The sequence below is a fragment of the Exiguobacterium sp. SH0S7 genome (genome assembly GCF_004337195.1).
Taxonomy (GTDB): Bacteria; Bacillota; Bacilli; order Exiguobacteriales; family Exiguobacteriaceae; genus Exiguobacterium; species Exiguobacterium aurantiacum_A.
Genome location: NZ_SJVA01000001.1, coordinates 229,029 through 242,563, shown reverse-complemented (window position 1 = coordinate 242,563; position 13,535 = coordinate 229,029). Strand labels below are relative to the sequence as shown.

Sequence of the window (13,535 nt, the reverse complement as noted above, 5' to 3'; positions counted from 1 at the left end):
TCATGGAACAGATAATCAAAATGCCACAACTCGGGGAAAGTGTGACCGAAGGGACGATCACGACATTCCTCGTCAAGCCGGGCGACCGGGTCGAAGAGTATGAACCACTCGCTGAAGTCATGACCGATAAAGTGACGGCCGAGATCCCGGCGACGAGTGCTGGGATCATTAAAGAGCTGTTGATTGGTGAAGGGGATACGGTCAGCGTCGGCACGCCAGTCTTGACGATGGAAGTCACAAGCGCTACCGATGAGCCCGCCGAAGTGACAACTGAAGACACGAAGCAGCCGGAACAGGCTGCGGTCGTCGCGACCGTTCCTGTTTCCGCGCCGCCGCGTAATAGAAGCGCGAACGGGCGTTTCTCACCGGCCGTCATCCGTCTCGCGAGTGAGAACGATATCGATTTAGATCAACTCGACGGCTCAGGACTCGGTGGCCGGATCACGCGCAAAGACGTCCTTCGTTACTTATCGGAAGGTCGTCCGCGCCAACCGGAACCGGCGACGCAAGTACCGGTTCAAGAGACGATGACGCAAGTGAAGCTCGATGTGCCAGAAACCGTCACGAAGCCTGTCGTCGCGCCAATGACCGCTTCGACACCGAGTGAATCGTCAGACCGTATCGAGATGATCCCGACGGCGGGTGTCCGTCAAGCGATCGCGAGCAACATGGTCCGCTCGAAGCACGAGGCACCGCACGCGTGGCTCATGATCGAAGTCGACGTGACGAACCTCGTCGAGGCGCGCGCCAAATTGAAAGATGAGTTCTTCGAACGGGAAGGCGTCAAGTTGACGTTCATGCCGTTCTTCATGAAGGCTGCGGTCGAAGGTCTGAAGAAACATCCGATGATGAATTCTGAGTGGGCTGGGGACCATATCAAAGTCCACAAAGATATCCATCTATCGGTCGCCGTCGCGGCGAACGATGCGCTCTACGTCCCGGTCATCAAGCATGCGGACGAGAAGAACATCAAAGGGCTCGCCGTCGCGCTTCAAGACGTCGCCGGCCGTGCCCGTGCGAACCGCTTGAAAGCCGACGAGATGCGTGGCGGCACGTTCACGATCAACAATACGGGCGCTTTCGGATCGATCCAATCGGCCCCGATCTTGAACTACCCGCAAGCGGCGATTCTCTCGGTCGAGTCGATCGTGAAGCGTCCAGTCTGGGTGAACGGTATGTTCGCAGCACGCGACATGGTCAACTTGTGCATGTCGGTCGATCACCGCGTCCTCGACGGTCTCGTAGCCGGACAGTTTTTACAGGCGATCAAACAGTCGCTCGAATCAATCGACCCGAACACGTACACACTTTATTGATCTAAAAAGGAGCCGCGGACGCATGTCCGTGGCTCCTTTCGTTAAATTGACCGTTCAATCAATGACTCGATGTCGCGGCGAATGCGTTCGGGCGAAGACAAGTCGGCCTGCGAGTAGCTGAGCCGATGTGTCGATTCGTCGGTCCCGGTCAAGTCGGCGAATAGACTGCCTAAACTATGGACGCTCTTGTCGACTTGGATCAACAAGTCAAGGTTCGTCTCGTCTTGGAGCAAGATGACCTCGAGTTCATCGAGCCGGCGCCCGAAGCTTGTGCCGTTAGGCGAATACTCGAGCTCTTGAGCGATCGGGAGTCGTCCCGAGCGATGTCTAGCCGGCAGCATCTCGGTGTCGGCTTTTTTTAGCCGGAAACCGATATCGTCGAGCACGTCGAGGATGACTTGCTGCTCGTGGTTCGGTTTGACGAGAATCGAATCCTCATCTTTCGGGTCGACCGCTTGGGCGATATCGAGGCCGGTCTCGATCCATGTCTTCGACTGGCTGACGGAGATCGGTGTGTTGAACGGTACTTCGATCGTGAACGGGATCTCTTTCACTTCGTCCGGTCCGATCATGAACGGTGCCTCGTTCAACAGGATTTTTTCGATTGTGAACGTCGAATAGGTCGTCTTGTCATTGACCTCGTGCTTGTAGAGCGTATTGAAGAAAATGTAGATACGGTCGACCGATTGTTCGACGTTGCCGCCTTTGATGTGGACGACCCCGTCGAGCGTACCGCCGGGAACACAACTGTTCTCCGCTAGGCGCGTATCGACGGTCGCGGCCCCGATTCCAATCGATGAAAGTAACTTTTTAAACATATGGTGATCCTCCTTTGACGTTTGCACGTGTTCGTGTAATAGTATGTACGGATGCACGTTTAAAAAGTTTCGAAACTACTTAAAAAAAGGATGAATCAAGTGGAATATACAGATTTGATGGAACGGCTCAACGGTCTGATCGAAGATGGGGAGCTCGTGACGGCGACAATCAGTCAACCACGTCAAAAATCGAACGATTTACGCCGGGTGAAACTGAAGCCGGTATTGTTGAAAGATGAGTACCACATACAGTTTGAATACCAATTTGAGCGCGTCATGAAACATAAAAATTTACGTACGGAAGAAGCGATCGCAGAGCTTGGACAGCTGCTCGAAAACTTCCGGCAAGGACAGTTTCAGCTGAAAGCGACCGAGCTCCATTTCCAACTCTCGAAAAAGTTTAAAGTGACGTATAAAGAGCGGCCAACGGACATGAAGCAAGTGAAACTGACGCACAACCGCGAAAAGCAGTACGTGCTGCCGGTCGATGAGCCGGTCCCGTTCCTGATTCGCCTCGGCGTCCAGTCGGCAGATGGGAAAGTGAAGCGTCAGAAGTACGATAAGTTTAAACAAATCAACCGGTTCCTCGAGTTCATCGAGGATTCGATCAAATACCTTCCGACCGACCGGACTGTCCGGATTCTCGATTTCGGTTCGGGCAAATCGTATCTCACGTTCGCCTTGTACCATTTTTTGCATGAGATGAAAGGGTATGACGTACACATTACCGGGCTCGATTTGAAGAAGGAAGTGATCGAGGAGTGCGCGGGGATTGCCCGCGACCTCGGCTACGAACGGCTCGAGTTTCTCGTTGGGGACATCAATGAATTTGAAGGCGAGTCGGCGGTCGATATGGTCGTCACGCTCCATGCCTGCGACGTCGCGACCGACATGGCGCTCGCGCGAGCGGTCCGCTGGGGGGCAAAAGTCATCTTGAGCGTGCCGTGTTGCCAGAAAGAACTGAACCGGCAACTCGCGGCGCCGAGCCTAGACGTCATGCTACAACATGGCCTCGTCAAGGAACGGTTCGCGGCGCTCGCTACTGATTCGATCCGAGCCGAACTGCTAGGTCTCGTCGGCTACGAAGCGCAGTTGCTCGAATTTATCGATATGGAACATACGCCAAAAAATATTTTGATCCGCGCCTATTTGACGAACCGCGAAGCGACCGAAGAGCAGCGCGTCCGCTACAAAGCGTTCAAGTCGTTACTCGGTGCGGACCCGTTCCTTGAAGGTCAGTTGAGCGATAGACTTGTCCTAACCGATCCACAAGACGTAAAATAAGAAAGATAAGACGAAAGTCGAAAGGGGAAACAATATGGATTTTCAATTATACTTTCAAGATGTAGTCGAACAGGCACGCAATGAGGTACGGGCAGCAGGATACACCGAACTGACGACACCGGAAGAAGTCGATGCGGCACTGAAAAAAGAAGGCAAGACGCTCGTGCTCGTCAACTCGGTATGCGGTTGCGCCGGCGGGATCGCTCGTCCGGCGGCGGCCTACGTGAACAAGATGGAAGGCACGAAACCGGATCAGTTCGTCACTGTTTTCGCCGGGCAAGACCGGGAAGCGACGGACCGGGCTCGTGAGTATTTCGAAGGGTACGCCCCGTCGTCACCATCGATCGCGCTACTCGAAGATGGTAACATCGTCACGATGGTCGAACGGAGCACGATCGAGTCGTCGACGGCTGAAGAGCTCGTCGAACAGTTACAGACGTTGTTCGATATTTATTACGCGTAATCAATGTGTGGGCGCAAAGGCTTTGCCTTTGCGCTTTTCCTTAAGAAGGGATCGATCGAATGGAACCAGTCGTTAAAATCATGAGTGAGGCGGAATATGCGATCGCCTTGTCGCGAGGTGAGATCAACGAAGAATCGCTCCAAACGGAAGGATACGTTCGTTGCTGCACCCCGCAACAGATCAGTAAAGTCGCGAGGCGCCACTATCATGGGGAGCGGGTCGTGCTCGTCTCGTTTCATATTGGGCGCCTCGGCAGCTTGCTCCACTACGAGCTAGATGAGGACGGAGATCGCTATCCGCACGTGTATAGCGCCATCCCGATCACATCGGTGAAACGGGTGCAACCTTATGGGTCGACAGATAATGGTACGGTCACGTATTTCGCTTACGAGCGGATGTGACCGTATTTTTTTTGGTTTTTATGCATGAATATACTTTACAATTAATAATTATGTGTATATAGTGGTTGAAGAACAAGTCAGACATATGAAGAGCGAAAGAACTATTGAGACAGAAAAACAAATATGTCATAATTTTGTTAAAGTTCTGACAATTCCATCTTATTGAAAAGGGGAAAATGAACATGAAAAAAAGTCTTCTAGCATTATGTATCGCAGCACTGGCTGCATTTTCGGTCGCCTGTGGCGCCGACGTCAATGAAGGCGGGTCATCGTCGACGAATGAGGAAGACGACAAAGTCCTCGTCATGGGGACGAGCGCGGACTACTTCCCTTATGAGTTCGTCGATACGGCGAGCGGTGACGAAATCGTCGGATTCGATATCGACATCGCCAAACAAGTGGCCGACAACATGGGCTATGAATTGAAAATTGAAGATATGGACTTCGGTAGCTTGCTCGGGGCCTTGAACGCTGGACGTGTCGATTTCGTCATGGCGGGCATGACACCGACTGAAGAGCGGAAAGAGAACGCCGACTTCACAGATATTTACTTTACGGCGAAAAACTTGATTTTATCAAAAGGCGACGCGATTCAAACGCTTGAAGACCTAGACGGGAAACAAGTCGGCGTCCAACTCGGTTCGATCCAAGAAGGGATCGCCAAAGACCAGATCCCCGGAGCGGAAATCGTCGCCTTGAACAAAATCCCTGAGATCATTCAAGAAATCAAGACAGGCCGCATCGACGCAATGGTCATCGAAGATACGGTCGCGAAGAAGTACCTCGACCAAGACAGCGAACTAGCGACGTTTGAAATCGTTGACGAAGAAGAAGCCGGCTCGGCCGCGGCTTTCCGTAAAGACGATGAGCTCCGCGATCAGTTCAACGAAGAGTTGAACAAATTGATCGAATCAGGAGAAATCGAGAAGTTAGCTCAAAAATGGTTCGAAGAAGAAGCAGCACCAGCTGAATAATTATGGATTAAGGCTGACTGAAAACATCAGTCAGCCTTTTTTAGGAGGAACTTATAATGGATTTTAGTCGGATTTATGATTCTATCCCGTACATTCTTGAAGGGATCCCGGTCATGTTTCAAGTCGTGCTCGTCTCGGCGCTGTTCGGGATCACGTTCGGTGTCATCGTGGCCACGTTCAAGATCGTGCCGAACCGTCTCGTCAACTTCATCGGACACGCCTACACGGCCGTGTTCCGGGGAACACCGCTCATCTTGCAACTCGCCATTATCCACTTCGGCTTACCGCAGTTGACGGGCTTTATCACGACACCTTATCAATCGGCCGTCATCGCCTTCTCGCTCAACTCGGCGGCGTACATCTCGGAGATCATTCGGGCCGGGATTCAAGCGGTCGACAAAGGCCAGTGGGAAGCGTCTGACGCGCTAGGTGTTCCATATGTCAAACAGCTGCGCTCGATCATCTTGCCGCAGGCGTTTAAAAACATCTTGCCTGCACTCGTCAACGAGATGATCACGCTCACGAAAGAGTCGGCACTCGTCTCGACGGTCGGCGTCCTCGATATTATGCGCCGGGCCCAAATCGTCGGAGGACAAAAGGCAATCTACTTCGAACCGCTCCTGTTCGCTGGTGTGATATACTTTACGATAGTGATGGTGTTGACATACTTTGGTCAACGTCTTGAAAAACGGTTAAGAAAGAGTGATGGCAGATGATACAAGTAAAGGATTTATTCAAACAGTTCGGTGACCTTGAAGTGTTGAAAGGGATTACGACTTCGATTGAACAAGGAGAAGTCGTCGCCGTCATCGGTCCGTCGGGTTCCGGTAAGTCGACGTTCTTACGTTGCTTGAACATGCTCGAAGTGCCGACAAGCGGAACGGTCAGCGTCGCCGGATACGAGTTGACGAAAAAAGGGGCCAACGTCTCGAAGGCACGGCAAAATATCGGTATGGTGTTCCAACAGTTCAACTTGTTCCCGCATATGAACGTGCTCGACAACTTGACGTACGCACCGATCAACGTGTTGAAAGTCAGCAAGGCTGAAGCAATCGAACGAGCGAAGACGTTGCTCGAGCGTGTCGGATTATCGGAGAAGATCGATGCTTATCCGAGTCAGTTGTCAGGCGGACAAAAACAACGTGTCGCGATCGCCCGGGCGCTTGCCATGGAGCCGAACGTCATGTTGTTTGACGAGCCGACGTCGGCGCTCGACCCGGAGATGGTCAATGAAGTGCTCGACGTCATGAAAGGACTCGCCGATTCAGGTATGACGATGGTCGTCGTCACGCACGAGATGGGCTTTGCCCGTGAAGTGGCTGACCGTGTCCTGTTCCTTGATGAAGGAATCTTGATGGAGGAAGGCAAACCGGACGACCTGCTCCTCAACCCGCAGACGGACCGGGCCAAACGGTTCTTAGAAAAAGTCTTGTGATGACACGTTCCATCTGACACCAGAAAGGGAGGATTCGAATGAAGATCACTTACTATGGCCATGCGACAGTCCAGCTCGATATCGACGGGACGAGCGTCTTGATCGATCCGTTTTTGACGAGTAACCCGCATACGGACGTCGACCCGGCGACATTGAAAGCCGACTACATCTTGTTGACGCATGCGCATTTCGACCATATCGAGGACGTCGAACTGATCGCGAAAGAAACGGGCGCGACGATCGTCGCGACACATGAACTCGCGACCTATTACGAGAAAAAAGGCTATTCGGTCCACGGCATGAATATCGGGGGCGGGTATTCCTTCCCGTTCGGCCGTGTGACGATGACGCAGGCGTTCCACAGCTCGAGCCTTGACATGGGCGACGTCCCGGTCTATATGGGGATGCCGGGTGGCTTCATCATCGAGACGAACTCACTAACGCTTTACCATGCGGGTGATACGGCATTGTTCTCGGACATGAAACTGTACGGTGAACGGTTCGAGATCGACGTCGCCTTCCTGCCGATCGGGGACAACTTCACGATGGGTCCGGTTGACGCGCTCGATGCCGCCCATTGGCTGCAGGCGAAACGAATCGTCCCGATCCATTTCGATACGTTCCCACCGATCAAACAAGATGCACGTGCCTTTTGTGACCAGTTACATCAGCGCGGTCTGTTGATCGAACCGAACACGACGATCGAGATTTGATGACGCGTCAAGCGATTCAAGCGACCGAACGTTTCGTGACGAAGCTTCATACCGGAGATCATACCGGGCATGACATGAGTCATCTCGAACGGGTGCGTCGGCTCGCCGAACATCTCGCTGAAGGGATGGCGGTCGACCCGCTCGTCGTCACGCTCGCAGCGCTGCTTCATGACGTCGAGGACGCGAAACTCGGACGAGCCAAAGGGCTCGTCCGGCATCATCTCGAGACGATCGCCCTCAGTACAAGCCAGACGGATCACGTACTCGCCGTCATCGCGGAGACGTCGTTCTCGCAAGGCAGACTGCCGACGACGCTCGAGAGTGCGATCATTCAAGACGCAGACCGGCTCGATGCGGTCGGTGCGATCGGCATCGCCAGGACGTTCCAGTATGCCGGATCACGAGGCACACCGCTCTATGATCCGGACGACCCTTCGAGCGCCATCGCGCATTTTAGTGACAAACTGCTCTTGCTCGCAGACGGGATGCATACGGACCGGGCGAAAGCGATCGCCCGCGACCGTCACGCGTTCATGACGTCTTTCTTGAAGCAGTTCGAGGCGGAATGGGTTGGCGAAGATATGTAAAACGGCCGAGGAGGGATCCTCGGCCGTTTGGCGTTAAAATGGATGTTTATTGAGCCAATGCCCGCCGTCGAGCGAGATGCATTCACCGTTCAAGTAACGCATCTCATCCGACGTCATCCAGAAAGCGAGGTCGGCGATCTCTTCCGGTGTCCCGAAGCGGCCGAGCGGGACGTTGCGGCGGATGCGCTCGACTTCTTTGACGTGGACCGCGAGTTTGTCGGCCCCGCCAGTCCGTTCGATCGGTCCCGGGCTGATCGCGTTCACGCGGGCCCCGAACTGATAGCCCCATTCGACGGCGAGTGTCCGGGTCAAGTTCAGGACGCCTGCTTTAGCGGCGGCGCTTGGTGCGACACCAGCACCCGCCTGCCACGCGTACGACGCGACCATGTTGATGATCGAACCGTCACGGAGTTGTTCGCGCTCCCAGTGCTTTCCGAGGACGTGCGTACAGTTGAACGTGCCGTTCAAGACGATGTCGATGACACTCGTCCAACCGTTCGGTGTCAAATCGAGCATCGGACAGACAAAATTGCCGGCTGCGTTATTAACGAGCGCATGCACCGGACCGAATCGTTCGACAATCTGATCGAGCGCTTGGGCGCACGCCTCGTAATCGCGGACGTCGTGTTGGACGGGTAACGCTTGTCCCGCACCGATCGTCTCGAGTTCAGTCATCGTTTCTTGTAGGCGTTCCTCGTTGCGGCCGCTGATGGCGACGTTCCAGCCCTCTGTTTTAAATTTTAGCGCCATCGCTTTCCCCATGCCGGACGAACCGCCGGTAATCCAAATCGTTTTCAAATGAATCTCCCCCTTCGAATGAATGGTCGTTCATTTTTAGTATTCGGGTTTGACTCTTGGGATTCCTGCAAAAAAAAAGCGACGGCCGTTTGGCCGTCACTGGAGCTGTTCCAAATAGTTTAATCCGAGCTCGCGGTCGATGCGATACATCGTCCCGGCGACTTTCTCGCCCCAATACGGGTCCGAGGCGTAGAAGACGTTGACACCTTCTTGCTTGTTGCCGGGGAACGGGCCGCGGTCGTACGATCCGGTCACATACTTCTCGGCGAACAAGCGGGCCGCAGCATCAACACTCGCCTCGACTGAAGCGAACGTCGAGGCGTTACCGCTCGGGTCGTCATCTGTCGCTTTGAACCCGAAGAGATTATTTTTATCGCGGGCGATCGCGGACGTCCCGTATCCCGACTCGTGACCAGCGACGGCGAGTAAGAACAGGGCGTTAATACCGAACTCGGCTTCGGCGTCCTTGAAGGCATCACCTTTTCCGGTGAGCGGACTGTCACCGAGCGTGGCAAGAAATTGATCGAGTTCGCGGGCCGAGTACGGCGATTTGGACTGAATCGAGGCGAATTGGTACGGTGAATCGAAGACGTCCCGGACGTTTTCTGTATAAAACCGGTCCGACGCTTCCTGAGGGGCCGGTCCGACCAAGAACGTCCCAGCCAAGTTCCCGTTCGCTTCAACGGTATGGAGCACTTGTCCGTCTCGCATCTCGTAGTAGCCGCGTTTCTCGACGACGGCGTCCGGGTATAGCGTCATGTCGGCCAGCGGTACGTACACGTCGGCACCGGAGATGGTGACTCGCAAATGGTCAGAACCCTTTCCGACGAGCCTAAGCCGGGTGCCGCCGGCGACGTACGACTGCCGCTCTTTGAACGCGGCATCTTTATACAGGTTCGTGACCCGGTCGGTCGGCGTGACGGCGATGCCGGTGCCGGTAAAGTCGATGACTTCGCCGGACGGGCCGAGCAAGGCGCGATTGTCGCCGCGTTCCATGTAAGTGCGGGCTTCAGCGAGCGACTCGAAGTGACGGGACGAGACGTCACCATCTGCGAACGTCTCGACGGTGTACGTCCCGTTGCCCCGCTCTTGTAACCAAAGAAAGCCGAAGATGGCAAGTGCTAAGCTGAGCAGGGCGGGCAAGAGCCGGCGTCGTTGTTTTTTCTTCAATAGGATCACTTCCAAACTTGAGGATTGCCAAACAGAGAAAACTAGTAAACAATTTTGTATGAGAGGAGGGAATGATATGAAAATTGGTACACGTACGTTAAAGACGGCGGTCGCGGCTGGGATCGCGATGCTCATCGCTGAGACGATCCATCTCGATTACTACGTCTTCGCGGCCATCATCGCCATCCTCAGCATCCAAGAGACGCGCAAGAAGTCATTTCGGGCCTCATATGAACGTGTCATGGCAAGTTTGCTCGCCATCGGGATGGGCGCGTTGATGTTCACGTTACTCGGCTATTCTCCAGCGACGCTCACACTTTATTTTGTCATGTTCATCCCGCTCGTTCAACAGCTCAAACTGCAGGACGGCATGATCACAAGTGTCGTCATCTTGACCCATCTGTACACCGAAGGACGGTTCTCACTCGACTTGTTCTTGAACGAACTCCTGTTGATCGCGATCGGGGTTGGCGTCGGACTCGTCGTCAACATGTACATGCCGACGCTCGATAAAGACATCGAGCGCATTAAAGAGAGTATCAACCGGGCGCTCGCGGTCCACTTCTATGACGTCGCAGCCTGTGTCGAGACCGGTGTGTACAATAACCATTCGATGATGCTGTTGAAGACGCGTGACTATTTAAAGAACGGGAAAGACTTGGCGCTCCGCCGGATGGGGAACTCGATCGGGAAGCGCAACGAAGACATGGACTATCTATACTTCCGGATGCGCGAGCGCCAGTACGACATTTTGAAGCGGATTGCTGATAATGCGCGGGAAATCACGATGGTCGTCAATGAGGCGAAACCCGTCGCCACATTTTTACGCCGCGTCGGCGACAACGTCAACGAGCAGGCTGACGCCTCGGCGTTTCTTCGCGAGCTCGAGGAGATCATCGACCATTATCGAAAAAACGTACCTCTCCCCACATCGCGTGAGGAATTTGAGGTACGCTCGTCACTGCTCAATATTTTGTCAGATGTAAAGAGTTACTTGATCTTGAAAGAACGATACATTCTCCTGTTACAGGAACATGGCCATTCCCGACAAAAACGTGCTAAGCAAGAAGATTGATACGATGACGACGACGCCGATTTGAATGATGCGTTGTCGTTTTTGTTGTTTTTTTCTCATGAGAATCCTCCAAAACGTGTTTGACCTCATTGTACAGAATGGAAAAGGTTCGTGCAAACGACATGAGTTTGTTATAATAACCAAGAAATGTTTGGATGGAGGGATGTTTTTATGGTAAACGAGACACGTGTGCTGGACACATTTTTACAGTTGGTCAGCATCGATTCAGAGACAAAAGAAGAAGCGGTCATCTGTGAGCATTTAAAGTCGGTCTTCACAGAACTCGGATGTGACGTCTACGAAGACGACGCATCGACAAAAACTGCGCATTCAGGAAACAATCTTATCGTCACGTTGGCTGCGACGAAACAGGGCGTTGACCCGATTTACTTCACGGCCCACATGGATACGGTCACACCAGGTAAAGGCATCAAAACGAGTATTAAAGACGGTTATATCGTCACGGACGGGACGACGATTCTCGGTGCCGACGACAAGACGGGGCTTACAGCGATGATCGAACTCGTTCGGGTCTTGAAAGAGGAGGCAATCCCACACGGTCGGATCCAGTTCGTGATCACGGTCGGTGAAGAATCGGGTCTCGTCGGTGCGAAAGTGCTCGACCTCTCGAAAATCGATGCGAAATTCGGTTTCGCACTCGACTCGGACGGACCGGTCGGCGATATTATCGTGGCAGCTCCAACCCAAGCAAAAGTGAACGCGAAAATTTACGGGAAGACGGCCCACGCCGGTGTCGCCCCAGAAAAAGGCGTCTCGGCGATTCAAATCGCAGCGAAAGCGATCGCAAAAATGAAGCTCGGCCGGATCGATGAAGAGACGACGGCTAACATCGGACGCTTCGAAGGCGGACGTGCGACGAATATCGTCTGTGATTACGTCGAAGTGCTCGCCGAGGCTCGTTCGCTTATCCATGATAAGATGGAAGCGCAAGCCGAAGCGATGAAGCAAGCGTATATTGAAGCGGCTGAGACGCACGGCGGTCGTGCCGAAGTCGAGATTGACATCATGTACCCGGGCTTCAAGTTCGAAGAAGGCGACGAGGTCGTCGAAGTGGCGAAGTCAGCCGCGACAGCGATTGGACGTCCGATTCGTATCCTTCATTCGGGCGGGGGCTCAGATGCGAACGTGATCGCCGGTGGAGGCATTCCGACGGTCAACCTTGCTGTCGGGTATGAAGAAATCCATACGACGAACGAACGCATGCCGCTCGTCGAACTGTATAAGTTGATTGAACTCGTTGTTGAAATTGTAGAGCAAGTCGCAACACGGGAAACAAACTAAAAAAAGAGCCGACGCTAAGTCGGCTCTTCCTATGTGTTCGTGTGTTTATGCGGCGAACTCCAACGATTCTAAGACGAGTTCGTCTGAGCAGTGAAGTTCGGTCGCTATGTCGTGAATTCGGATCGAGGTGCCAGCTTCTTGTTGGTGTTTGCGATTCATTGAAGTCGCTCGCTCCCGAATCACTTCATACAAAGCGTCGGAATGTTCAACTTTATTCATCACGGATCACATCCTTTTCAACGAGTGACTCAAGTATAGCATGGATTAGGCTAGCAGAAAGGACAAATATATTTATGAAGTTACATTTTTTAGGAACTGGGTCAGGCATGCCCTCGAAACAACGGAACGTTTCCGGGCTCGCGCTCACATTGCCTAAACAGACGTGGCTGATCGATTGCGGGGAGGCGACCCAGCACCAGATTCTCCATACCGCGATCAAACCGCGAAAAGTATCGGCCGTTTGGATCACGCATCTACACGGGGACCATGTCTTCGGGTTGCCAGGTTTCTTATCGACGCGTTCCGCCCTTGACGGAAAAGGTCCGCTCACACTGTACGGGCCGCGTGGCATCAAGCAATGGCTCGAGCTGACGTTGAAACTGACCGGTTCATATTTAGGCTATGACCTGACGATTGTCGAATATGAGGACGGGGACACGTTCGAGCAAGACGGTCATCTCGTCACGGTGCGGAAGCTCGCGCATCGCTTTCCATCTTACGGGTTTCGCATCGAGGCACCGGCGCGTCCGGGGACGCTTCTCGTCGACAAGGTGAGAGCACTCGGTATTCCGAGCGGTCCCATCTATCGGACAATCAAACAAGCGGACACGTTTGAATTTGCAGGGAAAACATACGCGTCTAAAGAATACGTCACAGAATCGGTCCGCGGTGCGATCGTTGCCATCTTAGGGGATACGACTCCGTGCGAGAACGCATTCGTGCTCGCACGAGCTGCCGACGTCCTCGTCCACGAGGCGACGTTTATGCAAGGGGAGTCAAAACTTGCGAGACAATATGGTCATTCGACGACTGTCGAAGCCGCAATGCTCGCGAACAAGGCGGGCGCGGGCCGCTTGATCGTCACCCATATCTCAGCCCGCTACCAAGGCCGAGAGGCAGAATTTGAGGACGAGGTCGTGTCTGGGTTTGCGGATAGCCATGTGGCAACCGATTTTTCCGAGTTTATAGTGGGGGATTGA

General features: G+C 53.6%; 16 protein-coding genes. 12 read left to right on the top strand and 4 right to left on the bottom strand.

The window, feature by feature from the left end; translation table 11 throughout:
* The first annotated feature begins 2 nt into the window (after positions 1-2).
* Positions 3-1,316 carry a dihydrolipoamide acetyltransferase family protein gene (locus EVJ22_RS01300; RefSeq protein WP_071397705.1) on the top strand — a complete coding sequence of 438 codons (1,314 nt, stop codon included), beginning with the start codon at positions 3-5 and terminating at the stop codon, positions 1,314-1,316.
* Positions 1,317-1,357: 41 nt separating this feature from the next.
* Here EVJ22_RS01300 and EVJ22_RS01295 read toward each other — a convergent pair whose 3' ends face one another.
* Positions 1,358-2,134, bottom strand: coding sequence for a sporulation protein (locus tag EVJ22_RS01295; protein WP_071397704.1), 777 nt, complete (start codon positions 2,132-2,134; stop codon positions 1,358-1,360).
* A 99-nt stretch (positions 2,135-2,233) separates the two neighbouring features.
* Between EVJ22_RS01295 and EVJ22_RS01290 the strand changes: the two genes are divergently transcribed.
* From EVJ22_RS01290 to EVJ22_RS01255, 8 genes are all read left to right on the top strand, one after another.
* Positions 2,234-3,418 (top strand): class I SAM-dependent methyltransferase, encoded by a 1,185-nt coding sequence (locus tag EVJ22_RS01290; protein ID WP_071397703.1) that lies wholly within the window; start codon positions 2,234-2,236, stop codon positions 3,416-3,418.
* Positions 3,419-3,452: 34 nt separating this feature from the next.
* The gene (locus tag EVJ22_RS01285) at positions 3,453-3,881 is read left to right on the top strand and encodes a BrxA/BrxB family bacilliredoxin (RefSeq protein ID WP_070327072.1); all 429 of its coding nucleotides are present in this window, start codon (positions 3,453-3,455) and stop codon (positions 3,879-3,881) included.
* Between the two features lie 59 nt (positions 3,882-3,940).
* Positions 3,941-4,282 carry a DUF952 domain-containing protein gene (locus EVJ22_RS01280; protein ID WP_071397702.1) on the top strand — a complete coding sequence of 114 codons (342 nt, stop codon included), beginning with the start codon at positions 3,941-3,943 and terminating at the stop codon, positions 4,280-4,282.
* Between the two features lie 182 nt (positions 4,283-4,464).
* On the top strand, positions 4,465-5,256 hold the full coding sequence (locus EVJ22_RS01275) for a transporter substrate-binding domain-containing protein (RefSeq protein ID WP_071397701.1): 792 nt from the start codon (positions 4,465-4,467) through the stop codon (positions 5,254-5,256).
* Positions 5,257-5,312: 56 nt separating this feature from the next.
* A complete protein-coding gene (locus tag EVJ22_RS01270) occupies positions 5,313-5,972 on the top strand; it encodes an amino acid ABC transporter permease (RefSeq protein ID WP_071397700.1) in 660 nt (219 codons plus the stop codon).
* A complete protein-coding gene (locus tag EVJ22_RS01265; RefSeq protein ID WP_071397699.1) occupies positions 5,969-6,691 on the top strand; it encodes an amino acid ABC transporter ATP-binding protein in 723 nt (240 codons plus the stop codon). Before EVJ22_RS01270 ends, EVJ22_RS01265 begins: the two co-directional genes overlap by 4 nt.
* Positions 6,692-6,729: 38 nt before the next feature.
* A complete protein-coding gene (locus EVJ22_RS01260) occupies positions 6,730-7,404 on the top strand; it encodes a metal-dependent hydrolase (RefSeq protein ID WP_131439827.1) in 675 nt (224 codons plus the stop codon).
* Complete coding sequence (locus EVJ22_RS01255) at positions 7,404-7,991, top strand: HD domain-containing protein (RefSeq protein ID WP_071397697.1); 588 nt, start codon at positions 7,404-7,406, stop codon at positions 7,989-7,991. The genes EVJ22_RS01260 and EVJ22_RS01255 overlap by 1 nt, the downstream gene beginning before the upstream one ends.
* 33 nt (positions 7,992-8,024) lie before the next feature.
* On the opposite strand, the gene fadH is transcribed toward EVJ22_RS01255, so the two are convergent.
* Positions 8,025-8,795, bottom strand: coding sequence for a 2,4-dienoyl-CoA reductase (gene fadH / locus EVJ22_RS01250; protein ID WP_173647370.1), 771 nt, complete (start codon positions 8,793-8,795; stop codon positions 8,025-8,027).
* 90 nt (positions 8,796-8,885) lie between these two features.
* Positions 8,886-9,968, bottom strand: a complete 1,083-nt coding sequence (locus EVJ22_RS01245) for an N-acetylglucosaminidase (RefSeq protein WP_233589587.1) — start codon at positions 9,966-9,968, stop codon at positions 8,886-8,888.
* A 67-nt stretch (positions 9,969-10,035) separates the two neighbouring features.
* Between EVJ22_RS01245 and EVJ22_RS01240 the strand changes: the two genes are divergently transcribed.
* Positions 10,036-11,034, top strand: a complete 999-nt coding sequence (locus EVJ22_RS01240; RefSeq protein WP_071397694.1) for an aromatic acid exporter family protein — start codon at positions 10,036-10,038, stop codon at positions 11,032-11,034.
* Between the two features lie 171 nt (positions 11,035-11,205).
* The gene (locus EVJ22_RS01235; RefSeq protein WP_131442937.1) at positions 11,206-12,336 is read left to right on the top strand and encodes a M20/M25/M40 family metallo-hydrolase; all 1,131 of its coding nucleotides are present in this window, start codon (positions 11,206-11,208) and stop codon (positions 12,334-12,336) included.
* 45 nt (positions 12,337-12,381) lie between these two features.
* Here EVJ22_RS01235 and EVJ22_RS15530 read toward each other — a convergent pair whose 3' ends face one another.
* A complete protein-coding gene (locus tag EVJ22_RS15530; RefSeq protein ID WP_173647369.1) occupies positions 12,382-12,555 on the bottom strand; it encodes a hypothetical protein in 174 nt (57 codons plus the stop codon).
* A gap of 74 nt (positions 12,556-12,629) precedes the next feature.
* Between EVJ22_RS15530 and rnz the strand changes: the two genes are divergently transcribed.
* Complete coding sequence (rnz, locus tag EVJ22_RS01230; protein WP_071397692.1) at positions 12,630-13,535, top strand: ribonuclease Z; 906 nt, start codon at positions 12,630-12,632, stop codon at positions 13,533-13,535.